Below are 25,191 nucleotides of genomic sequence, written 5' to 3'. Positions count from 1 at the left end.
GGTCGCCACGGTACGACGGCGCACTGCGCACGCCGGGAAGCCGCGCCGGGGCGCCGTGCCCGGGAGGCACCCGCCCTGCACCTGCCCGTGCATGTCCGGCCCACGGCATGATGTGCCGGTGCTGCACCCGCTCGTCCCCCCGGTCCTCGACTGGTTCGACGGCGCCGCACGCGACCTGCCGTGGCGCGCGCCGGACCGGACGCCGTGGGGCGTGCTCGTCAGCGAGGTCATGCTGCAGCAGACCCCCGTCGTCCGCGTCGAACCGGTGTGGCGGCGGTGGATGGCGCGCTGGCCGACGCCGGCCGACCTGGCGGAGGAGAGCACCGCCGAGGTGCTCCGGGCGTGGGACCGCCTGGGCTACCCGCGTCGGGCGCTGCGCCTCCAGCAGTGCGCGCGGGCGGTCGTCGAGGACCACGGCGGCGAGCTCCCCCGCACCGAGGCGGAGCTGCTCGCCCTGCCGGGCATCGGCACGTACACCGCGGCCGCGGTCATGGCGTTCGCGTACGGCCGTCGCGCCGTCGTCGTGGACACGAACGTGCGCCGCGTGCTCAGCCGGACCCTGGCCGGCGAGGCGCTCCCGCCACCGTCGTTGTCCCGCGCCGAGCTGCGCGACGCCGGGGCGGTCGTCCCCGACGACGACGCCCAGGCCAGCCGGTGGAACGCCGCGGTCATGGAGCTCGGCGCCCTCGTCTGCACCGCCCGCTCCCCCCGGTGCGACGCGTGCCCGGTCGCCGCGCAGTGCGCCTGGCGCCTCGCCGGGCGGCCGGCGGACGCCCTGGCGCACGTGCGGCGACGGCAGCCGTGGCACGGGACGGACCGGCAGGTCCGCGGCCGGATCATGGCCGCGCTGCGGGCCGCCGACCACCCCGTGCCGGACGACGTGCTCGCCGACCTCGTCGCGGGGGGGACAGCAAGGGGCGGGACGCCGGTCGACGACACCCAGCTGCACCGGTGCCTGGCCGGCCTGCTCGACGACGGGCTGGTCGAGGTGGCCGACGGTCACCACCGGCTGCCGCGATGAGCGAGGAGGTGCACGTCCGCGTCCCGGAGGGCCTGCGGCACCTCCCGGACCGCGAGCCGTCGTGGGAGCCGTGGCTGGACCGGCTGCCGCGCCTCGCCGCGGACGTCCTCCGCGAGTGGGAGCTCGACCTCGACGGTCGGCCGACGCACGGCCAGTGCTCGCTCGTCCTCCCGGTGCGCGCGCGACCGACCGGCGAGCCGGCGGCCCTCAAGATCGGGTGGCCGCACGAGGAGTCCCGGTACGAGCACCTGGCGCTGCAGCACTGGCACGGTGCGGCCGCGGTGGAGCTGCTGCGCGCGGACCCGCACCGCGGGGCGCTGCTGCTGGAGCGTGCGGGCCCCGACGACCTCGACGTCCTCGACGACGTCACGGCCTGCGAGACGGTCGGCGGGCTCTACGCGGAGCTCCACCGGCCGGCCGTCCCGCAGCTGGTGCGCCTCAGCGCGCTCGCCGCGGACTGGGCGCGACGCCTGCTGGACCTGCCCCGCGAGGCGCCCGTCCCGCGCCGCCTCGTCGAGCAGGCGGCGAGCCTGGCGCGCGCGTTCGCGAGCGACCCCGCCACGGACACCTCGATCGTCCACGGCGACCTCCACGGCCAGAACGTCCTCGCCTCCGCCCGCGCCACCGGCCCCCGCTGGCTCGTCATCGACCCGAAGCCGCTCGCGGGCGACCCGCACGTCGAGCCGGTCCCGCTCCTGTGGAACCGCTGGGCGGAGGTGCTGGCGACCGGCGACGTGCGGTGGGCGGTCCGCCGCCGTCTCGCCGCGACCGTGGAGGCCGCCGGCCTGGACGCGGACCGAGCGCGCGACTGGGCGGTCGTCCGCTCGATGGTCAACGCGCTCTGGTGCGTCGAGGCGGTCCGTGCGCGGGGCGGGACGCTCGACGAGGGCGCCCGCGACTGGCTGACCCGCGCCGTCACGATCGCCAAGGTGGTCCAGGACTGATCGGCGGGTCGCCGGAGGCGCACGTCCGTGCAGGAGGCGCACGAGCGGCGTCGGGCTCAGCCCAGGTCGAGCAGCATCCGCGTGTTGCCCAGGGTGTTGGGCTTGACCCGAGCCAGGTCGAGGAACTCCGCGACGCCGTCGTCGTGCGAGCGCAGCAGCTGCGCGTAGACGTCGGCGTCGACCGGCGTGCCCTCGATCGGCACGAACCCGTGGGCCGCGAAGAAGTCGACCTCGAACGTCAGGCAGAAGACGCGGCGCAGGCCGAGCTCGCGCGCCCGCCCGAGCAGCGCGTCCAGCAGCACGTGCCCCAGGCCGCGACCGCGGACGTGCGGCGCGACGGCGAGCGTCCGCACCTCGGCGAGGTCCGCCCACATGACGTGCAGCGCACCGCACCCGACGACGCCTCCGGCCCCGTCCTCGACGACCATGAACTCCTGCACGGCCTCGTAGTAGCCGACGAGCTCCTTGGCCAGGAGGATCCGACGCGAGGCGTAGGGCTCGACGAGGTCGCGGATGGCGTTGACGTCACGCGGCAGCGCGGGGCGGATACGGGCGCGCGTCCGCTCCGCCGGCAGGTGGTCGCCGGACGGTGCCGGGTCGGTCGTCACGGGCCGAGAGTAGGCCGTCGGCACGACGTTCGCGGAGACCTTCCCGCGGCACACGCGGCGAGATCTCCGCCGAGACGAGGGACCGGGCGCCGACCGCCGACGGACGGACCGTGCTCACGCCTCGCGGCTGGCCGCCTGGACGAGCGCCGAGGCCGTGAGCTCGTCCACGACGAGGTCCGTGACCACGCCGGCCGCGAGCGCGGCACGGAGCGGGGCGACCTTGTTGTCCCCCGCGACCGCGCACACGCGCCGCGGGATGCGGCGCAGCTCCGTGGGCGTCGGGCCGGTCGCGCGCGCGTTGAGCGGGATGTCGTCGTAGCTGCCGTCGGCGCGCAGGAACACGGTGCACACGTCGCCGACGACGCCCTCGTGGTGCAGGACGTCGACGTCCTCCTCGTCGAGGTAGCCGGCCGAGTAGACGTGGCTGGGCACGCCCCCGTGCAGCGCGCCGACGCCGAACAGCGCGATGTCTGCACGTCGTTGCACGTCCAGGACACGCTTGATCGACCGCTCCCGCCACATCGCGTCCTTGGTCTCGCGGTAGTCGAAGAACGCCGGGACCGGGAAGTGGTGCACGGCCGCGTCGAAGGCCGCGCCGAAGCTCGTGATGAGGTCGCTGGCGTACTCGAAGCCACTGGTCCGCGTGTTGGCGGCACCGTTGAGCTGCACGATCGCGCTGCCCCGCGTGGGCTTCGCGGACAGGTGGCGGCCGACGGCGGCCAGGGTCGTCCCCCAGGCGATGGCCAGCACCATGTCCGAGTCGAACCACGAGCCGATGAGCTTGGCGGTGGTCCGCGCGACCTGGTCGAGGCGCTCCAGCTCGGTGGAGGAGTCCGGGACGGGGACCACGTAGGCCTCGATGCCGAACCGCCGACCGATCGAGCGGCTGAGCCCCGGTGCCTGGGTCCTCGCCGGCCGGATGGTGATCTCGACCAGACCCGTGTCCCTGGCGCGCTTGATCAGCCGCGACACCGTCGAGCGCGACGTCCCCAGGTGCCGGGCGATGACCTCCATCTTGATGTCCTGGAGGTAGTACATCGACGCGGCACGCAGCACGTCCTCCTGCTCCATCCCGACCTCCTCGTCGGCACCCACCGCACCCGTCACAATCCGCCGTCCGACGCAGCCGCCCCTCGCGAAGTCGGACGCACCGGGAGGATCCGGGGTGCACGTATGTGCATCTGGGTTGCGCGTTCGTTCGACGTGGGACAAGCATATGCCTGGCGCATGGTCGTGGGAAAAGGCCCTTCAAGGGTCCTTCGTCCCGGCAGCACCAGGGACGGAGGTCCCAGGTCCCGATCCGCGCGACGGAGGACGGCGACGGCGGCACATGCCCGAGCCGGACGTTCACTGGTCGAGGAGGACAGCGTGAGGACAGTCGCACTGACACCGCAGAAGCGGACGGAAGCCCTGGAGGCGCTCGAGGCGTCGGGCACCGAGGGCAACGAGCTCGACGTCCTCGTCATCGGCGGTGGCGTCACGGGCGCCGGCATCGCGCTGGACGCCGTCAGCCGGGGTCTGCGGGTCGGCATCGTCGAGGCGCAGGACTGGGGCAGCGGCACGTCGAGCCGCTCCAGCAAGCTCGTCCACGGCGGCCTCCGCTACCTGCAGATGCTCGACTTCCACCTCGTCCACGAGGCCCTCACGGAGCGCGACCTCCTCCTCAAGCGCATCGCCCCCCACCTGGTGAAGCCGGTGTCGTTCCTCTACCCGCTGGAGAACGCGTGGTGGGAGCGGGCCTACGTCGGCGCCGGCGTCGCCCTCTACGACACCCTCGCCAGCATCGCGCCGGGGAAGCGGGCCATGCCGTGGCACCGGCACCTCAGCCGCGCCGGCATGGAGCGCATGTTCCCCGACCTCAAGCACGACGCCGCCGTCGGCGCGGTGCGCTACTTCGACGCGAGCGTCGACGACGCGCGGCTGGTCGTGACGCTCATCCGGACGGCCGTCTCCTACGGCGCCTTCGCCGCGAGCCGGACCCAGGTCGTCGAGCTGACCAAGCGCGGGACCGGCGTGGTCAACGGCGCCGTCGTCGCGGACCTGGAGACGGGCCGGGAGATCACCGTCCGGGCCGACCAGGTCATCAACGCCACCGGCGTCTGGACCGAGGAGACCGAGGGCCTCGCCGACACCGAGGGCGGCCTCCACGTGCTGGCCTCGAAGGGCATCCACATCGTGGTGCCGCGCGACCGGATCCGCGGCGAGGTCGGCCTGATCCTCCAGACCGAGAAGAGCGTGCTCTTCGTCATCCCCTGGTCGCGCTACTGGGTGATCGGCACGACCGACACCCCGTGGAAGCAGGAGCTCCAGCACCCCGTCGCGACCGCCGCGGACATCCAGTACGTGCTCGACCACGCCAACGAGGTGCTCGAGCGGCCGCTGACCAAGGACGACATCATCGGGACGTGGGCGGGCCTGCGCCCGCTCCTGCAGCCCGGGACCAAGGAGGGGACGTCGTCGGCGAAGGTGTCCCGCGAGCACACCGTCGCCTCGCCCACCCCCGGCTTCACGGTCATCGCGGGCGGCAAGCTGACGACCTACCGGGTCATGGCGAAGGACGCCGTCGACTTCGCCCTCGGCGAGCGGGCGAAGACGAACCCGTCGATCACGGACCGCATCCCGCTCGTCGGCGCCGAGGGGCACGCGGTGCTGCAGCGCCAGGCCCGCCGGATCGCCGAGAAGTACGGGTGGAGCCGGGCGATGGTCGACCACCTGCTCCACCGCTACGGCTCGATGCTGACCGAGCTCATCGACATGGTCGACGAGCAGCCGGACCTGGCGAAGCCGCTGGTCGGCGCGCCTGCCTACCTCCGGGCCGAGGTTGCCTACGCTGCGACGCATGAGGGTGTCCTGCACCTGGAGGACGTCCTTCTGCTGCGGACGCGACTCGTGTACGAGCAGGCGGACCAGGGCCTCGGCGCGATCGACGAGATCGCCGAGGTCGTCGGGGCGCGCCTGGGCTGGGACGCCGAGACCCGCAAGGCGGAGATCGAGTCCTACCGTGCACGGTGCGAGGCCGAGGCCGCCGCCGCCGCAGAGCAGTCCGACGAGGCCGCCGAGAACGTCCGCCTCCAGGCCGCCGACGTCGCACCGCTGCGACCCCTCGGCGGCAAGGCCGAGCCGGGCGTGAAGCCCGGCTCCCCGGCCGACTCCCCCGCAGCGCAGGGGCCCGCCGGCACCTGACGCTCCCCTTCTCCGCACCGGAGCCGGCTCGTTCCCCGGCCGGCCCGGTGCGGACCCCAGACCCTCCGGCACCCCGGCCGGAGCCAGCTCCGGCACCCCCGGCCGGAGCGCCCGTGACAACGAAGTCTCGACTGAAACGAGGAACTCATGGACGTGACCCTTGGGCAGGTCTTCATCTCGGAGGTGATCGGCACAGGCCTCCTGCTCCTCCTGGGTGCAGGCGTCGTCGCCAACGTCATCCTCCCGGCCAACAAGGGCTTCAACGCCGGCTGGCTCACCATCAACTTCGGGTGGGGCCTTGCCGTCTTCGCCGGTGTGTACGCCGCCTACCGGTCCGGCGCGCACCTCAACCCCGCCGTGACCGTCGGCCTCCTGGCCAACGGCGCGGACGAGTACGCGCCGGGCGTCGAGGTGAGCTTCGTCTCCACGCTGGTGTACTTCGCCGGTGAGATGGTCGGCGCCTTCCTCGGCGCCGTGCTCGCCTTCCTGGCGTACAAGAAGCACTTCGACGAGCCGGCCGACCCGGCCGTCAAGCTCGGCGTCTTCTCGACCGGCCCGGCGATCCGTTCCTACGGCTGGAACGTCGTCACCGAGGTCCTCGGCACGTTCGTGCTGGTCTACATCATCCTCCAGTTCGGCAACACGCCGTCGGAGCTCGGCCCGCTCGCCGTGGCCATGCTCGTCGTCGGTATCGGTGCGAGCCTCGGTGGCCCCACGGGGTACGCCATCAACCCGGCTCGTGACCTCGGCCCGCGTATCGCCCACGCCATCCTCCCGATCAAGGGCAAGGGCTCCAGCGACTGGGGCTACGCGTGGGTGCCGGTCGTCGGCCCGCTCATCGGTGGTGTGCTCGCCGGTCTGCTGGCGTCCGCGCTGGCCTGAGCCGACCTCCGCGGGTGGGGCCGTCGTCCGACGGCGGCCCCACCACGGACCGCAGGACCGGCCTCCCCGCCGACGGCACCGACGCCGTCGTCGGACCGCTCTCAGTGCCGCCCCGGACGGCCTTCCGGGAACCGCAGCAGCAGGAATCCAGCACAGCAGCAACCCCCACGAAGAGGTGAAGGACTGACATGGCTGACTACATCCTCGCGATCGACCAGGGCACCACGTCCACCCGTGCGATCGTGTTCGACCACTCCGGCTCGATCGTCTCCACCGGCCAGAAGGAGCACGAGCAGATCTTCCCGCGCGCCGGCTGGGTCGAGCACGACCCCGAGGAGATCTGGGTCAACACCCGCGAGGTCGTGGGCCTTGCCCTGACCCGCGCCAACCTGACGCACAACGACATCGCGGCGGTCGGCATCACGAACCAGCGCGAGACCGCCGTCGTCTGGGACCGCAAGACCGGCAAGCCGGTCTACAACGCGATCGTGTGGCAGGACACCCGCACGCAGAAGATCGCCGACGACCTGGCCGCCCTGGGTGGGGGCAACGACCGCTACAAGGAGCGCGTCGGCCTCCCGCTGGCCACGTACTTCTCCGGCCCGAAGATCCGCTGGATCCTCGACAACGTCGAGGGTGCCCGTGAGGCCGCCGAGCGTGGCGACCTGGCGTTCGGCAACACCGACTCGTGGGTCGTGTGGAACATGACCGGCGGCGTCGACGGCGGCGTCCACGTCACGGACGTCACCAACGCCTCCCGCACGATGCTCATGAACATCGACTCGCTCACGTGGAACGAGGAGATCGCGGGCGAGATGGGCGTCCCGATGTCCATGCTCCCCGAGATCCGCTCCTCCTCCGAGGTCTACGGAGAGGGCCGTGCCGGTGGCATGGTGCCGGGCGTGCCGATCGCGGGCATCCTGGGCGACCAGCAGGCGGCGACCTTCGGCCAGGCGTGCTTCGAGGTCGGCTCGGCCAAGAACACCTACGGCACGGGCAACTTCATGCTCCTCAACACCGGCACGACGCCGGTGCCGTCGAAGAACGGCCTCCTCACCACGGTCTGCTACAAGATCGGCGACGCGCCCCAGGTGTACGCGCTCGAGGGCGCCATCGCCGTCACCGGCTCGCTGGTGCAGTGGCTGCGCGACAACCTGGGCCTCATCAAGGAGGCGCCGGAGATCGAGCAGCTCGCGGCGACGGTCGAGGACAACGGTGGCACGTACATCGTCCCGGCGTTCTCCGGCCTCTTCGCGCCGTACTGGCGCGGCGACGCCCGCGGCGTCATCGCCGGCCTGACGCGGTACGTCAACAAGGGCCACATCGCCCGCGCCGCCCTGGAGGCCACGGCCTTCCAGACCCGCGAGGTGCTGGACGCCATGAACGCGGACTCGGGCGTGGACCTGACCGAGCTCAAGGTCGACGGCGGCATGATCGCCAACGAGCTGCTCATGCAGTTCCAGGCGGACATCCTCGGCGTGCCGGTCATCCGGCCGAAGGTCGCGGAGACGACGGCGCTCGGCGCCGCCTACGCCGCGGGCATCGCCGTGGGCTTCTGGCAGGGCGAGCAGGACGTCATCGACAACTGGGCCGAGGACAAGCGCTGGGAGCCGAACATGGACTCCGAGGCGCGCGACAAGACCTACCGCAACTGGAAGAAGGCCGTCACCAAGTCCTTCGACTGGGTCGACGCGGACGTCGACTGACCGTCCCGCCCGGGCCGGCACAGCGGCCCGCAGCACGACGGCAGCACCAGGACGGGGCCTCACGCCACAGGCGTGGGGCCCCGTCCCCGTCCCCGACCCCTCAGCCCGCGAGCGCGGCCCGCAGGAACGCGATGTCCTCCGCCTGACGCTCCGCCGGCGTCTCGACGATGACGTCGCACCCCGCCTCGCGCACCACGTGCGCGAGGAGCTCGGGCGGGATGGTGCCGGTGCCGAAGCTCGCGTGCCGGTCCCGGCTCGACGCGAACGGGTCGCGCGAGCTGTTGGCGTGGACGAGGTCGATGCGGCCCGTCACCGCGACGAGGCGCTCGACGACCGTCTCGAGGTCCTCCCCCGCCGCCCAGGCGTGGCAGGTGTCCAGGCAGAAGCCGACGTCGTACCCGCCGATGGCGTCCCACAGGCGGGCGATGCGGTCCAGGTGACGCGCGCACGCGTTCTCGCCTCCCGCGGTGTTCTCGACCAGGACCCGGACCGGGAACGTGGCGCGCTCGAAGGTCTTGCGCCAGTTCTCGACGCCGGTCGCGACGTCGTCGCCGTCGCCGACGTGCCCGCCGTGCACGATGAGACCCGTCGCGCCGAGCCCCGCGGCCGCCGCCGCATGCTGGGCGATCATGTTCCGGCTCGGGATGCGGATCCGGTTGTTCGTCGACGCCACGTTCACCAGGTACGGCGCGTGGACGTAGACGCCGAGACCCGACTCCCGGATCTCCTGCGCGTCGTCGCGGGGCTGTGGCTTCTTCCAGCCCTGGGGGTCGCCGGCGAAGACCTGGACCGCCTCGGCGCCGACGGCGCGTGCCGCGGCCACCGGGTCGTCGTCGCGGACGTGCGCTCCGATGAGCACCATGGGCGGGCCTCCGGTCGGACGAGGGACGTGGACCCCGTCAGGCTAGCCGCGGGCGTGAGGACGCCCGGGACGGGGGCCGCCACCCGGAGCCGTCGGTGGGAGGATCGCCGGGTGACCGGGGTCCTCGGAGCGCTCGGCGCCATGGCGGCGATCGCCGCCGTGGGCTGGCTCCTCGGCCGCACCGGACTCCTCGGGCGCCACGCCGACGAGGCCCTCGCTCGCGTCGTCTTCGTCGTCGCGGCGCCCGCCCTCCTCGTCGTGACGATCGCCCACGCGGACCTGCACCTGCTCCTCTCGCGCGTCGCGCTCGTGACGGCGGCCAGCACCGCGGTGGTGGCGCTGACGGCGGTGCTCGTGCTGCGCGGGGTGTGGCGCCACCCCGTCGACGAGGCGGCCCTGGGCGTCCTGGCCGCGTCCTACCTCAACGCCGCCAACGTCGGCATCCCGGTGGCGGTGTACGTCCTGGGCGACGCCGTCGCCGTCGTGCCGACGCTGCTGTTCCAGCTCCTCGTGCTCGCGCCCATCACGTTCACGATCCTCGAGACCACCCGCGCCCGGGGCGCGCGCCCGGTCGGTCCCGGCAGCGCGACGGCCGACGCTCCGTCGGCCGCCCGGGCCGTCGTCGGGCGCACGGCGCGGAACCCGATCATCATCGCGGCGGTCGTCGGTCTCCTCCTCGCCGCGCTCCCGTGGGACCTGCCGGAGGTCGTCTACGAACCGTTCCGGATCGTCGGCGCCGCTGCCGCACCCCTGGCGCTCCTGGCCTTCGGGATGTCGCTGTCCGCCCCGCGGGTGGAGGAGCACCGGATGCTCACCCGCGAGCTGGCGCTGGTCACGGTGCTGCGGTCGGTCGTGCACCCGGCTCTGGCCTTCGGCCTCGGCACCCTCGTGGGGCTGGAGGGTCCGGCGCTCCTGGCGGTCACGACGATGGCCGCCCTGCCGACGGCCCAGAACGTGCTCGTCTACGCGCTGCACTACGGTGCCGGGCGGACGGTCGCGCGGGACGCCGGGCTGACGACGACCGTGCTGGCCGTGCCCGCGGTGCTCGTCGTGGCCGCCACCCTCGGGTGAGCCCGGCATGACTGGGGAGAGCCCCCGGGCGGGGCTGGGGACGCGGGCGGGCGTGTCAGGTGGCCGCCGTAGGGTGACCCGGTGACCGCCGGGACCTTCGACGACCTGCCGCCGCTCGAGCCGCCGCTCGACGACGAGCCGCCGTTCGACCCCTGGTACGACCAGGCGCCGCCCGACGTTCACGCCGCGCCGCCCGAGGGCGCCGTCGGCCCTCGCGGTCGGCGGACCGGTCGGCATGCCGCGCCCGACGGCGCCCAGGGCACGGCGCCCGTCGGCGCGTCACCGCACCGTGCCGTGCCCGACGACGGCCCGCGGCCCGACCCGCTCGAGGTGCTCAGGACGGTCTTCGGGTACGACTCCTTCCGCGGCGAGCAGGAGGAGATCGTCCGGACCGTCGTCGGCGGCGGGGACGCCGTCGTCCTCATGCCCACGGGCGGCGGGAAGTCGCTGTGCTACCAGATCCCGTCGCTGGTGCGGGCCGGCACGGGCGTCGTCGTCTCACCGCTCATCGCCCTCATGCAGGACCAGGTGGACGCGCTGTCCGCGCTCGGGGTGCGGGCCGGGTTCCTCAACTCGACGCAGGACGGGTACCAGCGGCGCGACGTCGAGCGGGCGCTGCTGGCCGGTGAGCTCGACCTGCTGTACCTCGCACCGGAGCGCCTGCGCGTCCCCGCGACCCTGGAGCTGCTGGACCGGGCGTGCATCGCGCTGTTCGCCATCGACGAGGCGCACTGCGTGTCCCAGTGGGGGCACGACTTCCGGCCGGACTACCTCGGCCTGTCCATGCTCCACGAGCGGTGGCCGGACGTCCCGCGCATCGCCCTCACGGCGACGGCGACGCAGGCCACGCGGGAGGAGATCGCCACGCGCCTCCGGCTGGAGGACGCGCGGCAGTTCGTCGCGAGCTTCGACCGGCCGAACATCCGCTACCGCGTCGTGCCGAAGGCGAACGCGCGGTCGCAGCTCCTGGACCTGCTCCGCGCCGAGCACGCCGGCGACTCCGGGATCGTCTACTGCCTCTCGCGCGCGTCGGTGGAGCAGACGGCGGAGCTCCTCAGCGGCAACGGCATCCCCGCGCTCCCGTACCACGCGGGGCTCGACCGGCGGGTCCGGCAGGAGAACCAGGCGCGGTTCCTGCGGGAGGACGGCCTGGTCATGGTCGCGACGATCGCGTTCGGCATGGGGATCGACAAGCCGGACGTGCGGTTCGTCGCGCACCTGGACCTGCCGAAGTCGGTCGAGGGGTACTACCAGGAGACCGGGCGCGCGGGCCGCGACGGGCTGCCGTCGACGGCGTGGCTGGCGTACGGCCTCCAGGACGTCGTCCAGCAGCGCCGGATGATCGACACCTCCGACGGCGACGCCGCCCACCGGCGTCGCCTCGGTGCGCACCTGGACGCGATGCTCGCCCTGTGCGAGACGGTCTCCTGCCGCCGCGTGCAGATGCTCGCGTACTTCGGCCAGGACGCCGAGCCGTGCGGCAACTGCGACACGTGCCTGGAGCCGCAGGACACGTGGGACGGCACCGTGGCGGTGCAGAAGCTGCTCAGCACCGTCGTCCGGCTGGAGCGGGAGCGCGGGCAGCGGTACGGCGCCGGCCACCTCGTCGACATCCTGCTCGGGCGGGAGACGCCGCGCGTCACGCAGCTCGGGCACGCGGCGCTGAGCACGTTCGGCGTCGGCACGGACCTCAGCGAGAACCAGTGGCGTGGCGTCGTCCGCCAGGTGCTCGCCCAGGGCCTGCTCGGCGTGGACACCGACGGCTACGGCACCCTCCACGTCACCGAGGCGAGCGGCGCCGTCCTGCGCGGGGAGCGGGAGGTGCTGCTGCGGCGCGAGCCCGAGCGGGCCGAACGTGCACGCCGGTCGCGCCCAGGCGCATCAGGGGGCGCGAAGAAGGCGGCGGCTGCCGAGGGACTCGACGACGCCGCACTGCGGACGTTCGAGACCCTGCGCTCGTGGCGCGCCGGGGTCGCCAAGGAGCAGGGCGTGCCCGCCTACGTCGTCTTCCACGACGCGACGCTGCGCGAGATCGCGTCACGCCGCCCGGGCTCGCGGGAGGAGCTGGGCACCGTCGCCGGCGTGGGCGCCGCGAAGCTCGAGCGCTACGCCGACGGCGTCCTGGCGGCCCTCGCGGGCTGAGGAGGTCCGCCAGGACCCTGGTCCCTGGCGGCGTCGGCACGGCGGGCGTTGCGTGGCCCCATGACGACACGCACGCTCGACCGACCCGGCACCGCCCGCACCCTCGCCGCCACGGCAGCCGCCGTCGGCGTCGCGGCCGCCTCCGTGTACCCGCGTGCCCGCCGGTGGGGGCGCACCTTCGGGGCGACGCCCGCCGAGGTGGCCGCGACCCTGGAGGGCGACAGCCTCCTGCCGGATGCCCACGCCGTCGCGACGCGCGCGGTCGACATCGCCGCGCCGCCGTCGGACGTGTGGCCGTGGGTGGCGCAGCTGGGGCAGGGCCGCGCCGGCTTCTACAGCTACGACGTGCTGGAGACCCTCGCCGGGTGCGACATCCGCAGCGCCGACCGGGTCGAGCCGGCGTGGCAGGACGTGCAGGTGGGCGACCCGTTCCCGCTGCACCCGGAGTTCGCGCTGGAGGTCGCGCTCGTGGACCCGCCGCGCGCACTCGTCGCGCTGGGCAAGGCACCCTCGGCGGAGGAGGCGACCGTGCCCTACGACTTCTCCTGGGCCTTCGTCCTGCGCCCCGGAGCCGTCGGCACCCGGCTCCTCGTCCGCGAGCGCTACGTGTACCTGACCCGCTCGGCGCCGGCGCTGGTCGAGGGCTTCTCCTGGGTGAGCCTCCTCATGACCGAGCGCATGCTCCGCGGGATCCGCGACCGTGCCGAGGTGGCGCCGGCGCCCTGACCCCGGTCAGCGGCCCGTGCCGTCGACGGCGTGCTCCTCGATCGCGGCGAGCTCCTCGTCGGTGAGCGGTGGGCCCTGCAACGCGGCGACGTTGTCCTCGAGCTGCCCGACGCTGCTCGCCCCGATGAGCGCGCTGGTGACGCGACGGTCGCGCAGCACCCACTGCAGCGCGAGCTGCGCGAGGCCCTGGCCGCGCTGCTCGGCGATCGCCGCGAGCGCCCGCGCGCGTTCGAGATAGGTCCCGGAGATGCGCTCCGGTGTGAGGAAGTGCCCGACGGCGGCGCGGGAGTCCGCGGGGATCTCGCCGGTCAGGTACCGCCCGGTGAGGAGGCCCTGCTGCAGCGGGCTGAAGACGATCGTCCCGACGCCGAGGTCCTCCACCGCGTCGAGGAGCGTCTCGGTCTCGCCGTCGGCGACCTGCTCGACGTGCCGGTTGAACATCGAGTAGCTGGGCTGGTGGATGAGCAGGGGCGTCCCGAGGTCCGCGAGGATCCGCGCCGCCTCCCGGGTCTGCGACGGGGAGTAGTTCGAGACGCCGGCGTACAGCGCGCGCCCGCTCGTCACCGCTGTGTGCAGCGCGCCCATGGTCTCCTCCAGGGGCGTCGTCGGGTCGAAGCGGTGGCTGTAGAAGATGTCGACGTACTCCAGGCCGAGCCGCGCGAGGGACTGGTCCAGGCTCGACAGCAAGTACTTCCGCGAGCCCCCGTCCCCGTACGGACCGGGCCACATGTCGTAGCCGGCCTTCGTGGAGACGACCAGCTCGTCGCGGTACGGCGCGAGGTCGGTCGCGAGGACGCGGCCCGCGGCCTCCTCCGCTGATCCCGGCGGCGGGCCGTAGTTGTTGGCCAGGTCCAGGTGCGTGAGCCCGAGGTCGAACGCGCGCAGCAGGATCGCCCGTTGCGTCTCGAACGCCTTGGTGTGCCCGAAGTTGTGCCACAGCCCGAGGGCGAGCGCCGGCAGGTCGAGCCCGCTCCGGCCGCAGCGGCGGTACTCCATGGCGTCGTAGCGGTCGTCGGCCGCGGCGTGGGGGGTCACGTGCCCACCGTAGGGCCGCGGACACCGGCCGACGCGGCGTGCCGCACGGGACTACGGTGGCGACGTCCCACCCAGGAGAGTCGAGGTCGCCCCTCCATGACGCGTCGTCAGCTGCCCCGCTGGTCGGAGCTCGCGCCCCTCGCGCGCTTCGAGCGGCTCGACCTCGACCCGACGCGCCGGCGGCTCGCCCGCGCCCACACCGTCGTCGAGCTGCGCCGGGTCGCCCGCCGCCGCGCGCCCCGGTCGGTCTTCGACTACACCGACGGCGCCGCCGAGGCGGAGATCAGCCTGCGCCGCGCGCGCCGGCTCTTCCGGGACCTGGAGCTGCAGCCGTCCGTGCTGCGGGACGTGTCGGCGGTCGACACGACGACGACGGTCCTCGGTGCGCCCGCCGCGGTGCCGTTCGCCTTCGCCCCGACCGGGTTCACGCGGCTCATGCACCACGAGGGCGAGGAGGCCGTCGTCCGCGTCGCGCAGCGCCGGGGCATCCCGTACACGCTGTCGACGATGGGCACCACGTCGATCGAGGACGTCGCGGCCGCCGGACCGGAGGCGCGCAAGTGGTTCCAGCTGTACGTCTGGAAGGACCGCGCGGCCGGCGAGGACCTCATGGCCCGCGCCCGCGCCGCCGGGTACGAGGCGCTCGTGCTCACCGTGGACGTCCCGGTCGCCGGCGCGCGCCTGCGCGACGTGCGCAACGGCTTCTCCATCCCGCCCGCGCTCACCGCGCGCACCGTCGTCGACGCCGCGCTGCACCCGCACTGGTGGGTCGACCTGCTGACGACGGCGCCGCTGGAGTTCGCCTCCCTGTCCAGCTGGGACGGCACGGTCGCCGACCTGCTCGACGAGCTCTTCGACCCGACGATGACCATCGCCGACCTGGAGTGGGTGCGGTCCGCGTGGGACGGCCCGCTCGTCATCAAGGGCGTGCAGACCGTCGACGACGCCCGCCGCGTCACCGACGCCGGGGCGGACGCCGTCGTCCTGTCGAACCACGGCGGGCGGCAGCTCGACCGGGCCCCGGTGCCGCTGCGGCTGCTCCCGGACGTGGTGGAGGCCGTCGGCGACCGCACCGAGGTGTGGCTCGACACGGGGATCCTCAGCGGGGGCGACGTCGTCGCGGCCCTGGCCCTCGGCGCCACGACGACGATGGTCGGGCGCGCCTACCTGTACGGGCTCATGGCCGGCGGCGAGCGCGGCGTCGACCGGGCGGCGCAGATCCTCACGCGCGAGGTGCGGCGCACCATGGCGCTGCTAGGGGTGTCGCGGGTCGACGAGCTCGGGCCGCAGCACGTCCGGCTCCCCTGAGGCGCCGTCCTCCCGCCCTGCCGGGGCTGCGGGCACCACCGGACACCCGCCCCCGGTCAGACCCGGGAGAGGTCGTCGAACTCCGTGACCACGGTCCGCCAGTACTCGCTGCCGTCCCGCGTGCGCGTGACGATGCCGGCGTCGACGAGCTCGCGGCGCAGGCCGACGGGGTCACGCGCGAGCTCGGCGAGGCGCTCGGTCAGCTCGCGCTCGCCCACGGGATCGTGGACGGCCAGCACACGCGCCGCGAGGTAGCGGAAGACGAGGTCCCGGTCCGCCCGTCGGCGCGGCAGCGTCTCGAGCCGGCCGCGGACGAGGAACCGGTCCGGCGGCGGCGCGGGCTGCAGCTCGGGGAGGTCCACCGTTCGAGCGTACGTCGGCGACCGGCCCCGGGCTCGCCCTCTCTCAGCCGTTCGCGGGCGGGCACGGGGGTCACCGGGGGTCAGGCGAACGCGCGGGGATCGACGCGGTCGGGGACCGGCGGTTGCTCCAGACCGGCGGTGGCCAGCCACCGCCACGTGTCGCGCACGGTGTCCTCGATCGGGCGGCTCGGCAGCCCCAGCTCCCGGGCGCGCGCGGTGCCGACCTGCCAGGCGGTCGCGGCGACGTCGTCGGGCAGCCAGAACGGCAGGTCCGTCCAGGGCTCGACCCCCGCCTCGAGCAGCCGCGCCGGCGGCACCGGGACGAGCTCTGCCGCGGGTGCCCCGCTCGCCACGACGGCGTCCCGGCACGCTGCGAGCATCCCGCCGTACGTCGTCATGCCCACCGGTCCGGTGGCGTTGACCGGGCCCGACCAGTCAGCACCCGCCGCCACCACGAGCCAGCCGGCGAGGTCCCGCACGTCCACGAAGGCGACCGGCACGTCGCCCGTCGCCGGGACGACCACGCGGTCCGCCGTCGCGATCCGGTGCAGCCAGCTCGTGAGGCGGAGCGTCCGGTCCCCCGGGCCGACGATGAGGCCCGCCCGCGCCGACAGCAGCCGGTTCCCGAACGCGTCCTCGAGGACGCGCTCGCTCTGGGCCTTCATCGGTCCGTACTCCTCCGGCGAGGCCTCGGACCCGAACGTCGGCGCGCTCTCGTCCGGGACGGGGCCGGGCGGCCAGTCCCGGTACGCGCTGATGCTGCTGACGTAGACGTACCGCGGCACGCCGGCGAGCGCGTCCGCCGCCGCACGGGCCCCGTCCACCGTGTAGCCGCAGCAGTCGACGACGGCGTCCGGCGCGTCGTCGGCGAGCACCGGTGCGAAGGCTTCCGTGAGGGCGGCGACGTCGTCGCGGTCCGCCCGCACGGAGCGCACGGCGGGAGCGTCGGCGCCCGGCTCGGGTCGTCGGCCGCGCGTGACCGCGGTGACGCGATGGCCGGAGGACAGGGCGGCACGGACGACCTCGCCGCTGAGGAACCCGGTGCCGCCGAGGACGAGGAGGTGCATGGGCAGAGCCTGCCCGCGCCGGCCACCGCGGGGAAGGGGATCAGCCGAGGGCGGACGCCGACGCACAGCCGCCTGCGGCGTCGTCGGGTGGCACGATCGTCGTCGTGCTGCGCGTCATGTTCGTCGAGCCCCGCATCGCCGGGAACACCGGCAACGCGATCCGGATGTGCGCCGGGACGGGTGCGGAGCTGCACCTGGTGGAGCCGCTGGGGTTCGACATGTCCGAGGCCCGGCTGCGGCGCGCGGGCCTGGACTACCACGACCTCGCGCACGTCGTCGTGCACCCGGACCTGGACGCCGCGTTCGCGGCCGTCGCGCCGGCACGCGTCATCGCCTTCACCACGCAGGCGGCGACCCGCTCCACGGACGTCCTGTACCGCGACGACGACGTCCTGCTCTTCGGCGCCGAGCCGACCGGGCTCCCCGCCGAGGTGCTGGCGCGCCCCGAGGTCAGCGCGCAGGTCCGCATCCCGATGCTCCCGGGGCGCCGCTCGATGAACCTCTCCAACGCCGCGGCGGTCGCGACCTACGAGGCGTGGCGGCAGCTCGGCTTCCCGGGCGGGGTCTGAAGCCCTCGTCGGCACCCCCCATCGCGGACCGCACCCGCGGTCCGGCGCCGCCGGCTCACTTCCAGCGGCGGCGCGTCCCGGCGAGGAACTGCGTGTAGCCCACGAGCGAGGCCGTCGAGCACAGCACCTGGTACAGCAGCAGGAAGGCGAGGTACCCGCCGCGGTTGCGGCGGACCCGGAGGTCCAGCGGGTCGAACACGTGCCGGGACTGGAACCGGCGCAGCGTGCCGTAGACGAGCAGGGTGACGGGCAGGACGAGCAGCGTCCACGCCGACACGATGAGCGGGTACCCGAGCGCGAAGAGGACGACGCCGGGCAGCCAGATGAGGCCGTAGCCGATGTCGAGGAACGGGATGACCAGGTCCACCCCGGCGACGAGCTTCGTCAGCGTCCGGTCCTGCCGCCACGGCGGCACGGCGCGGATGCCCTCGAGCATCCCGCGGGCCCAGCGGGCGCGCTGCCGGACGAAGTGCCGGGTCTGCGCCGGCACGTCCGTGAAGGCCACGGCGGTCGGCTCGAAGAAGACGCGGTTGCCGCCCTCCATGAGGCGCCACGTGACGACGATGTCCTCGCCGATGGCGTCCGGCCAGCCCCCCACGCGGCGGACGTCGTCGGTGCGGTAGACCGAGAAGGCGCCCTGGGCGACGAGGGTGGACTGGTAGAGGCCCTGCATCCGCTTCACCGCGGTGATCCCGAGGTAGTAGTCCCACTCCTGCATCCGGGTGAGGAGGTTCTCGCGGGAGTTCCGGACGAGGACCGAACCGGCGACGGCGACCGTGTCCGCCGGGGCGGACTCCAGCCGGGACACGAGACGGCGCAGCGCCTCCCGGTGCAGGAGGGTGTCCGCGTCGACGGTGACGACGAGCGGCGTCGTCACCTCCAGGAGCGCGGCGTTGAGCGCGTGCGCCTTGCCGGGCATCGTCTGGTGCACGACCCGCAGCGCGATGCCGAACTCCTCGGCCGCGGCCAGCGCCGCCGCGACCGTGCCGTCGGTGGAGCCGTTGTCCGCGAGGATGACGTCGACGCGGCCCGCGTACTCCACGGCGCCCAGGGACCGGAGGGTGGGGACGATCCCCACCTCCTCGTTGCGCGCCGCGATGACGATCGTCAGGGGCGTCGTGGGGTCCGCCACGCGCAGCGGCGGCTGGCGGTCCATGGCGAGGGAGAAGGCCAGGAACGCGACGATCCCGCCGGGGAGGTACGCGACGAGGACGACGATCACCCACGCCCCCACCGGACCGACGACCGGTGACAGGTCGGCGACCCACGGGCCGGAGAGGACCACGGCGAGCGCCACCCACACGGCGGCGCCGACGGCGGCCAGCGCGAACTTGTGCTGCACGGGGACGTAGCGGTCCCGGCGCTGCTCGACGACCGTCGGGCCGCCGGCGTCCGACGACCGGGCCTCGATGCCGTCTCCCGTGCGCTGCGTGGGCAGCGGCGCGCTGGTGAGGACGTCGTCCGGCAGCAGCGGTGGCGCGGCGAGCAGCGACTCGACGGTAGGGCCGTCCCCAAGGGGATCGGCGAGGGTCGCGCGACGGCGGCGAAGGAGAGGCACATCCCTCATTCGGGTCGCGTCCGCCGCCGGATGAGCGCGGTCACCGTGGTGCGGCGGGTGAAGTTCCGCGCCGGCCGTGGCGAACCGGGACCAACCGGTGCACAGCGGACGACTGCCGGCGGGTGATTCCGGCACACGACGACGCCCGGGCCGCGAGAGGAGCTCTCGCGACCCGGGCGTCGGGTGGGGCGTCGGTGCCGGTCAGGACCGGCGTGGCGTCCCCGGGCTCAGGACTCCGTGCCGGTCTTCGGGGCCTCGTCCGTCGTCGTCAGCGGCGGCATGGCGGAGACCGCCACACCGACGGGCTCGACGTCGGAGACGTCCCCCTCCTTGCCGATGCCGCGGAAGATGAACTCCCCGAGCAGGCCCTCGCCCTGGGCGTCGACCACGACCGTCTGACCCGGACGGAGCTCCCCGAACAGGATCTTCTCGGACAGCGCGTCCTCGATCTCGCGCTGGATCGCGCGACGCAGCGGACGCGCACCGAGCACCGGGTCGTAGCCCTTCTCGGCGAGCAGCCGCTTGGCCGCGGGCGTGAGCTCGATGCCCATGTCCTTGTCCCTGAGGCGTCCTGCGAGGCGGGCGATCATCAGGTCGACGATCTGGATGATCTCGTCCTGCGTCAGCTGCGGGAACACCACCACGTCGTCGACGCGGTTGAGGAACTCGGGCCGGAAGTGCTGCTTGAGCTCGTCGTTGACCTTCGCCTTCATCCGCTCGTAGGACGTCGACAGGTCGCCGCCGGCCTGGAAGCCGGTCTGGACGCCCTTGGCGATGTCCCGCGTGCCGAGGTTGGTGGTCATGATGATGACGGTGTTCTTGAAGTCGACCACCCGGCCCTGCGAGTCGGTCAGGCGACCGTCCTCGAGGATCTGCAGCAGCGAGTTGAAGATGTCCGCGTGGGCCTTCTCGACCTCGTCGAAGAGCACGACCGAGAACGGCCGACGGCGCACCTTCTCCGTGAGCTGGCCACCCTCGTCGTACCCGACGTAGCCGGGGGGCGAGCCGAACAGCCGCGAGACGGTGTGCTTCTCGGAGAACTCGCTCATGTCGAGCTGGATGAGCGCGTCCTCGTCGCCGAAGAGGAACTCCGCGAGCGCCTTGGCGAGCTCCGTCTTCCCGACGCCCGTGGGGCCGGCGAAGATGAACGACCCACCCGGACGCTTCGGGTCCTTGAGCCCCGCCCGCGTGCGGCGGATGGCCTGCGAGAGCGCCTTGATGGCGTCCTGCTGGCCGACGATCCGCTTGTGCAGCTCGTCCTCCATGTGCAGGAGCCGGCTGGACTCCTCCTCGGTGAGCTTGAACACCGGGATGCCGGTGGACAGCGCCAGCACCTCGGCGATGAGCTCCTCGTCGACCTCCGCGACCGTGTCGAGGTCGCCGGACTTCCAGGCCTTCTCCTTGTCGGCCCGCTGGACGCCCAGCTGCTTCTCGACGTCGCGCAGGCGCGCGGCCTTCTCGAAGTCCTGCTCGTCGATCGCCGACTCCTTGTCGCGCCGCGCCTCGGCGATCTTCTCGTCGAGCTCGCGCAGCTCCGGCGGGGCGGTCATCCGGCGGATGCGCAGGCGCGCGCCCGCCTCGTCGATGAGGTCGATCGCCTTGTCCGGCAGGAACCGGTCGTTGACGTAGCGGTCCGCGAGCTGCGCCGCGGCCACGAGGGCGCCGTCGGTGATGGAGACGCGGTGGTGCGCCTCGTAGCGGTCGCGCAGACCCTTGAGGATCTCGATCGCGTGCTTGAGGTTCGGCTCGGCGACCTGGATCGGCTGGAACCGGCGCTCGAGGGCCGCGTCCTTCTCGACGTGCTTGCGGTACTCCTCGAGGGTGGTGGCGCCGATCGTCTGGAGCTCCCCGCGGGCCAGCATCGGCTTGAGGATGCTCGCCGCGTCGATCGCGCCCTCGGCGGCACCCGCCCCGACGAGGGTGTGGATCTCGTCGATGAACAGGATGATGTCGCCGCGCGTGCGGATCTCCTTGAGCACCTTCTTCAGGCGCTCCTCGAAGTCACCGCGGTAGCGCGACCCGGCGACCAGGGCGCCGAGGTCGAGCGTGTAGAGCTGCTTGTCCTTGAGCGTCTCCGGCACGTCCCCGCGGACGATGTCCTGCGCCAGGCCCTCGACGACGGCGGTCTTGCCGACGCCGGGCTCGCCGATGAGGACGGGGTTGTTCTTGGTGCGGCGGGACAGCACCTGCATGACCCGCTCGATCTCCTTCTCGCGCCCGATGACGGGGTCGAGCTTGCCCTCGCGCGCGGCCTGGGTGAGGTTCCGGCCGAACTGGTCGAGGACGGCGGAGCCGGACGGCTGGCCCTCCGCGGGCCCGCCGGACGCCACGGGCTCCTTGCCCTGGTAGCCGGACAGGAGCTGGATGACCTGCTGCCGCACGCGGTTGAGGTCCGCGCCGAGCTTGTTGAGGACCTGCGCGGCGACGCCCTCACCCTCGCGGATGAGGCCGAGCAGGATGTGCTCGGTGCCGATGTAGTTGTGGCCCAGCTGCAGGGCCTCGCGCAGGGACAGCTCGAGGACCTTCTTCGCGCGGGGCGTGAAGGGGATGTGACCCGAGGGGGCCTGCTGGCCCTCGCCGATGATCTCCTGGACCTGCGAGCGGACGGCGTCGAGGGAGATGCCGAGCGACTCCAGGGCCTTGGCGGCGACGCCTTCGCCCTCGTGGATGAGCCCGAGCAGGATGTGCTCGGTCCCGATGTAGTTGTGGTTGAGCATCCTCGCCTCTTCCTGGGCGAGGACCACCACGCGACGGGCACGGTCGGTGAATCTCTCGAACATCTGCGCTCCTTGCCAGGGATGTCGTCCTGCCAGGCTAACGGCGGGGGTAGGGCCGTACTGCCCGTGTTCGCCGCAGGCGTGATCCGATCACGGTGCCCTGCCACCCGCCTGCCGAGGAGCGCCGGCGCGGGGGCGTCCTCAGGCGGAGGCCGCCAGCGCCGCCCGGAACGCCTGCAGCGCCGGCTCGGAGAAGAGGACGAACCGCACCTGGTCGACGTCGGTCCCCACGGCCGGGTGCGACCGGACCGCGTCGACGGCGATCCGCGCCACCTCGGCCACGTCCCACCCGTAGACGCCCGCGCTGACGGCCGGGAACGCCACGGAGCGCGCCCCGACCTGAGCCGCGACGTCCAGCGACCGCCGGAAGCACGACGCGAGCAGCCCGGGGTCCGTCTGGCCCGTGTGCCTGTTCGGACCGACCGTGTGGATCACCCACGTCGCGGGCAGCTCCCCGGCGCCGGTCGCCACCGCGTCGCCGACCGGGAGGCCCTGCGGCAGCACCGCCTTGCGCAGCGCGCGGCACTCCGCGAGCAGCGCGGGGCCGGCGGCAGCGTGGATCGCCCCGTCCACGCCGCCACCGCCCAGCAGCGAGGAGTTCGCCGCGTTGACCACGGCGTCCACCCGCTCGCGCGTGATGTCCCCCAGCACCGCCTCGACCACCATGACGACAGCCTGCGACGTCAGGAGGCGAGCCGCGCGACGAGCTGGGCCCGGTTCGTCACGCCCGTCTTCCGGAACACGCTCGCCAGGTGGTACTCGACCGTCTTGACCGTGACGAAGAGCTCCGCGGCGACCTCCTTGTTGCGCATCCCCCGCGCGACGAGGTGCGCGACCGCCTGCTCCTGCGGCGTCAGCACCGGGTGCCGCCGCTCCCGCACGGCGTGCCCGCCCGCCGCCACGACCTCCCGCTGGGCACGCTCCAGCCACGGGACGGCGCGCAGGTCGGCGAACACCGTCGCGGCGTCGGCGAGCAGGTCGGCCGCACGACGCCGCTCGCCCCGACGGCGCAGGTGCGCGCCGTGGGACAGGCCGAGCAGGGCGCGCTCGAAGACGGCGTCGCTGCCCGCCGCGAGGGCGTGGGCGCGCTCGAACCAGCGCCCCGCGTCGTCGTCGTCCCCGGCGGCGAGGGCGACCAGCGCACGGGCACGGGCGAGACCGAGCCGCAGGGCCGGCGCCGTCGTGCCGTCCTCGATGCCGGCCAGGAGCGCCCGGGCGGCGGCGACGTCGCCGAGGCTCGCCGCGGCCTCCGCGCCGAGGGCCCGCCACGGCTTCGCCCCGACCTCGCGCACGGCGGCGAGCGCCGGGTGCGCCAGGCACGCCTGCGCCGCCGCGAGGGCCCGCGCGTGCTCGCCCCGGGCCACGGCCACGCTCGCCTCGGCCGTGCGCGCCCACATGACGCTCGCCGCGTCGCCGACCGCGCCGGCCAGCTCCAGGGCGACCGCGACGTGCCGGTCGGCGACGTCCCACTCGCCGCGGTGCGCGGCGGGCAGCGCGGCGGTGCCGTGCGGGAGGGCCAGGAACCAGCGCTGGTCGCCGTCGGCCGCGACGGACGCGACCAGCCCGGCGTGCAGGGCGGCGTCGTCCCAGCGGCCGAGCCGGAACTCCCCCTCGGCCAGGTAGTACGTGGCCGCCGCGAACGGCAGGAGCTCGCCGGCCGCGCGCGCCGTGGCCGAGGCGTCGGCCAGCGTCGCGACCGCCGCGGGAAGGTCGTCCGTCCACAGGTGCAGGACGCCGCGGCCCGTCAGGGAGCCGGGCTCGTCGCCGCGCGTGGCCTCCCGGGCCTCGTCGTACCTGCCGAGCGCGGTCAGGGCGACGCCGCGGACCATGGCCGGGGCGACCGCGGCCCGGCCACGGGCGGGAAGGGCGAGGGCGCGCTCGGACCACAGCAGCGCCCCCTCGAGGTCGGCGGAGTTCACCGCGAGCGCCGCGAGCTGCCCGGCGACCGCCCACGCGACGCCGTCCTCACCTCGCCCAGGGTCGCCGTCGGCGCCGGATCGCCAGGCAGCGAGGAGACCGTCCTGCGCGCCCGCGAAGTCGCCGGCGGCCAGACGCAGCGAGGCCTCGACGTACCGTCGACGCGCCGAGTCGGCGAGGCGCGGCAGCTCGGGCAGCAGCGTCGCCGCGCCTCCCGCATCCCCCGCGAGCAGGTGCCCCTCGAGGGCGCGCAGGAGGAGGTCCTCCCGGACGGCGCGGTCGGGTGCGACGGCGGCCGCACGCCGGAACCAGGCCGCCGCGGCCGCCGCGCCGCCCGGCCTCGCGAGGTGCGCCTCGCCGGCGAGCGCCAGCTCGGAGGCGAGGGCACCGTCGTAGCCGACCGCGGCCGACGCACGGTGCCGCAGGGCGTCCTCGCCGTCGAGCACCGCGGCCGCGCGGGCATGGAGCAGGGCGCGTCGGGCGTGCGGCGTCTCGCGCAGCAGTGCCGAGCGCACCAGAGGATGGTCGACGTCGAGCCGGGGCACCACGCCCGCGACGGTGCGGACCAGCCCGCTGCGGAGCGCGTCGTCCAGGGCGGGCCCGGTCGCAGCGCCGTCGTCACGACCCGCGACGGCGAGGACCAGTGGCACCTCCGGGGCCGGACCCAGGAGCGCGACGGCCAGGACGACGTCGGCCGCCTGTGCGGGCAGGGCGGCGAGGCGCGCCGCCGTGCGGTCGGCGACCGCCCGCGGGGCCGGCAGCACGCCGTCGTCGGGCACGACGAGACCGGTGGGGCCCACCTCGTCGAGGAGTGCCCGGACGTGCAGGGGGTTCCCGCCGGTGTGGGAGGCGAGCCGGCGCACGGTCGACGCGGGCAGCACGTGACCGAGGTCGGTGACGAGCTGCGCGACGGCCGCCTCGTCGAGACCCTCGAGGTCCAGTCGCGGCGCCTCGGCCGTCATGACGTCGAGCAGGCCGGTCGGGAGCCGGTCGAGGTGCTCGGGCCGCACCGTCAGCACCGTGAGCACCCGGCCGTGACGCAGGCGACGGACGGCGAAGGTCAGGGCCCGCAGGGACGGCAGGTCCGCCCAGCCGACGTCGTCGACGGCGAGGACGACGGGGGCCTCCTGCTCCAGCTCGTCGACGACGGCGACGAGCCGGGCCCCGACGGCCAGGTCGTCCCCGGTGTGCTCCGCACGGTGCTGCCCGTCCGCGAGGAGCTGGCTCACCACGCCGTGCGCGAGGTCGCGCTCGAACTCGCCGCCCGAGGCGCGGAGCACCGCTGCCCCGGCGTGGGCGGCGAGGAACGAACGGAGCAGCGTCGACTTCCCGACGCCCGCGCCGCCGACGACGAGTGCGCAGGCGGACCGCCCGGCGAGGGCCGCGTCCCAGCGGCGGCCGAGCTCCTCGAGCTCCGCCGCGCGACCGACGACGCCACCTCGGTGCACGCCAC

General features: G+C 74.2%; 20 protein-coding genes. 10 read left to right on the top strand and 10 right to left on the bottom strand.

What is annotated here, in order from left to right; genetic code table 11:
* Positions 1-91: 91 nt before the first annotated feature.
* Positions 92-1,021: an A/G-specific adenine glycosylase gene (locus tag LG379_RS01820; RefSeq protein ID WP_225752891.1), complete on the top strand. Its 930-nt coding sequence runs from the start codon at positions 92-94 to the stop codon at positions 1,019-1,021.
* Positions 1,018-1,965 (top strand): aminoglycoside phosphotransferase family protein, encoded by a 948-nt coding sequence (locus LG379_RS01815; protein ID WP_225752890.1) that lies wholly within the window; start codon positions 1,018-1,020, stop codon positions 1,963-1,965. Before LG379_RS01820 ends, LG379_RS01815 begins: the two co-directional genes overlap by 4 nt.
* 56 nt (positions 1,966-2,021) lie before the next feature.
* On the opposite strand, the gene LG379_RS01810 is transcribed toward LG379_RS01815, so the two are convergent.
* Positions 2,022-2,573: an amino-acid N-acetyltransferase gene (locus tag LG379_RS01810; protein WP_225752889.1), complete on the bottom strand. Its 552-nt coding sequence runs from the start codon at positions 2,571-2,573 to the stop codon at positions 2,022-2,024.
* A gap of 114 nt (positions 2,574-2,687) precedes the next feature.
* Positions 2,688-3,644 carry a sugar-binding transcriptional regulator gene (locus LG379_RS01805; RefSeq protein WP_225752888.1) on the bottom strand — a complete coding sequence of 319 codons (957 nt, stop codon included), beginning with the start codon at positions 3,642-3,644 and terminating at the stop codon, positions 2,688-2,690.
* A 297-nt stretch (positions 3,645-3,941) separates the two neighbouring features.
* Here LG379_RS01805 and LG379_RS01800 point away from each other — a divergent pair, with 297 nt between their 5' ends.
* From LG379_RS01800 to glpK, 3 genes are all read left to right on the top strand, one after another.
* Positions 3,942-5,756, top strand: coding sequence for a glycerol-3-phosphate dehydrogenase/oxidase (locus LG379_RS01800; protein ID WP_225752887.1), 1,815 nt, complete (start codon positions 3,942-3,944; stop codon positions 5,754-5,756).
* A gap of 147 nt (positions 5,757-5,903) precedes the next feature.
* Positions 5,904-6,638 carry an MIP/aquaporin family protein gene (locus tag LG379_RS01795; protein ID WP_225752886.1) on the top strand — a complete coding sequence of 245 codons (735 nt, stop codon included), beginning with the start codon at positions 5,904-5,906 and terminating at the stop codon, positions 6,636-6,638.
* Between the two features lie 188 nt (positions 6,639-6,826).
* The gene (glpK, locus tag LG379_RS01790) at positions 6,827-8,344 is read left to right on the top strand and encodes a glycerol kinase GlpK (protein ID WP_225752885.1); all 1,518 of its coding nucleotides are present in this window, start codon (positions 6,827-6,829) and stop codon (positions 8,342-8,344) included.
* Between the two features lie 100 nt (positions 8,345-8,444).
* Here glpK and LG379_RS01785 read toward each other — a convergent pair whose 3' ends face one another.
* Positions 8,445-9,206, bottom strand: a complete 762-nt coding sequence (locus LG379_RS01785; RefSeq protein ID WP_225752884.1) for a deoxyribonuclease IV — start codon at positions 9,204-9,206, stop codon at positions 8,445-8,447.
* Between the two features lie 111 nt (positions 9,207-9,317).
* Here LG379_RS01785 and LG379_RS01780 point away from each other — a divergent pair, with 111 nt between their 5' ends.
* The 3 genes from LG379_RS01780 (at position 9,318) to LG379_RS01770 (ending at position 13,145) form a co-directional block, all read left to right on the top strand.
* Positions 9,318-10,277: an AEC family transporter gene (locus LG379_RS01780; protein ID WP_225752883.1), complete on the top strand. Its 960-nt coding sequence runs from the start codon at positions 9,318-9,320 to the stop codon at positions 10,275-10,277.
* A gap of 81 nt (positions 10,278-10,358) precedes the next feature.
* Positions 10,359-12,419: a DNA helicase RecQ gene (recQ, locus tag LG379_RS01775; RefSeq protein WP_225752882.1), complete on the top strand. Its 2,061-nt coding sequence runs from the start codon at positions 10,359-10,361 to the stop codon at positions 12,417-12,419.
* Between the two features lie 60 nt (positions 12,420-12,479).
* Positions 12,480-13,145 carry an SRPBCC family protein gene (locus LG379_RS01770; RefSeq protein WP_225752881.1) on the top strand — a complete coding sequence of 222 codons (666 nt, stop codon included), beginning with the start codon at positions 12,480-12,482 and terminating at the stop codon, positions 13,143-13,145.
* A gap of 6 nt (positions 13,146-13,151) precedes the next feature.
* Here LG379_RS01770 and mgrA read toward each other — a convergent pair whose 3' ends face one another.
* Positions 13,152-14,180, bottom strand: coding sequence for an L-glyceraldehyde 3-phosphate reductase (gene mgrA, locus LG379_RS01765; RefSeq protein ID WP_225752880.1), 1,029 nt, complete (start codon positions 14,178-14,180; stop codon positions 13,152-13,154).
* A gap of 96 nt (positions 14,181-14,276) precedes the next feature.
* On the opposite strand from mgrA, the gene LG379_RS01760 reads away from it, so the two are divergent.
* On the top strand, positions 14,277-15,488 hold the full coding sequence (locus LG379_RS01760) for an alpha-hydroxy acid oxidase (protein WP_225752879.1): 1,212 nt from the start codon (positions 14,277-14,279) through the stop codon (positions 15,486-15,488).
* Positions 15,489-15,544: 56 nt separating this feature from the next.
* Here the strand turns inward: LG379_RS01760 and LG379_RS01755 are convergent, their stop codons facing one another.
* Together LG379_RS01755 and LG379_RS01750 are read right to left on the bottom strand one after the other, a co-directional pair.
* A complete protein-coding gene (locus tag LG379_RS01755; RefSeq protein WP_225752878.1) occupies positions 15,545-15,850 on the bottom strand; it encodes a DUF2087 domain-containing protein in 306 nt (101 codons plus the stop codon).
* Between the two features lie 80 nt (positions 15,851-15,930).
* Positions 15,931-16,917 carry an NAD-dependent epimerase/dehydratase family protein gene (locus tag LG379_RS01750; RefSeq protein WP_225752877.1) on the bottom strand — a complete coding sequence of 329 codons (987 nt, stop codon included), beginning with the start codon at positions 16,915-16,917 and terminating at the stop codon, positions 15,931-15,933.
* A gap of 104 nt (positions 16,918-17,021) precedes the next feature.
* On the opposite strand from LG379_RS01750, the gene LG379_RS01745 reads away from it, so the two are divergent.
* Entirely contained in the window at positions 17,022-17,486 is a 465-nt protein-coding gene (locus tag LG379_RS01745) for a tRNA (cytidine(34)-2'-O)-methyltransferase (RefSeq protein ID WP_225752876.1), read from the top strand.
* 55 nt (positions 17,487-17,541) lie between these two features.
* Here LG379_RS01745 and LG379_RS01740 read toward each other — a convergent pair whose 3' ends face one another.
* The 4 genes from LG379_RS01740 to LG379_RS01725 all read right to left on the bottom strand — a co-directional run bounded on the left by LG379_RS01740 (position 17,542) and on the right by LG379_RS01725 (position 25,186).
* Positions 17,542-19,044 (bottom strand): glycosyltransferase family 2 protein, encoded by a 1,503-nt coding sequence (locus LG379_RS01740; protein ID WP_225752875.1) that lies wholly within the window; start codon positions 19,042-19,044, stop codon positions 17,542-17,544.
* Between the two features lie 227 nt (positions 19,045-19,271).
* Positions 19,272-21,824, bottom strand: a complete 2,553-nt coding sequence (locus LG379_RS01735) for an ATP-dependent Clp protease ATP-binding subunit (protein WP_225752874.1) — start codon at positions 21,822-21,824, stop codon at positions 19,272-19,274.
* A gap of 138 nt (positions 21,825-21,962) precedes the next feature.
* A complete protein-coding gene (locus LG379_RS01730; protein WP_225752873.1) occupies positions 21,963-22,487 on the bottom strand; it encodes an O-acetyl-ADP-ribose deacetylase in 525 nt (174 codons plus the stop codon).
* A gap of 17 nt (positions 22,488-22,504) precedes the next feature.
* Positions 22,505-25,186, bottom strand: a complete 2,682-nt coding sequence (locus LG379_RS01725; protein ID WP_225752872.1) for a LuxR family transcriptional regulator — start codon at positions 25,184-25,186, stop codon at positions 22,505-22,507.
* Positions 25,187-25,191 lie beyond the last annotated feature (5 nt).

It is taken from the genome of Actinotalea sp. Marseille-Q4924 (assembly GCF_916618755.1).
Lineage (GTDB): Bacteria > Actinomycetota > Actinomycetes > Actinomycetales > Cellulomonadaceae > Actinotalea.
The sequence above is the reverse complement of the archived record's forward strand: the minus strand, read 5'-3'. Positions and strand labels throughout refer to the sequence as shown.

What these genes read in the sequence shown, in the direction of transcription:
- LG379_RS01820 (WP_225752891.1), top strand. Translation starts at nt 92, where the DNA reads ATGTCCGGCCCACGGCATGATGTGCCGGTGCTGCACCCGCTCGTCCCC.
- LG379_RS01815 (WP_225752890.1), top strand. Translation starts at nt 1,018, where the DNA reads ATGAGCGAGGAGGTGCACGTCCGCGTCCCGGAGGGCCTGCGGCACCTC.
- LG379_RS01805 (WP_225752888.1), bottom strand. Translation starts at nt 3,644, where the DNA reads ATGGAGCAGGAGGACGTGCTGCGTGCCGCGTCGATGTACTACCTCCAG.
- LG379_RS01795 (WP_225752886.1), top strand. Translation starts at nt 5,904, where the DNA reads ATGGACGTGACCCTTGGGCAGGTCTTCATCTCGGAGGTGATCGGCACA.
- glpK (WP_225752885.1), top strand. Translation starts at nt 6,827, where the DNA reads ATGGCTGACTACATCCTCGCGATCGACCAGGGCACCACGTCCACCCGT.
- LG379_RS01785 (WP_225752884.1), bottom strand. Translation starts at nt 9,206, where the DNA reads ATGGTGCTCATCGGAGCGCACGTCCGCGACGACGACCCGGTGGCCGCG.
- LG379_RS01770 (WP_225752881.1), top strand. Translation starts at nt 12,480, where the DNA reads ATGACGACACGCACGCTCGACCGACCCGGCACCGCCCGCACCCTCGCC.
- LG379_RS01760 (WP_225752879.1), top strand. Translation starts at nt 14,277, where the DNA reads ATGACGCGTCGTCAGCTGCCCCGCTGGTCGGAGCTCGCGCCCCTCGCG.
- LG379_RS01750 (WP_225752877.1), bottom strand. Translation starts at nt 16,917, where the DNA reads ATGCACCTCCTCGTCCTCGGCGGCACCGGGTTCCTCAGCGGCGAGGTC.
- LG379_RS01735 (WP_225752874.1), bottom strand. Translation starts at nt 21,824, where the DNA reads ATGTTCGAGAGATTCACCGACCGTGCCCGTCGCGTGGTGGTCCTCGCC.
- LG379_RS01730 (WP_225752873.1), bottom strand. Translation starts at nt 22,487, where the DNA reads ATGGTGGTCGAGGCGGTGCTGGGGGACATCACGCGCGAGCGGGTGGAC.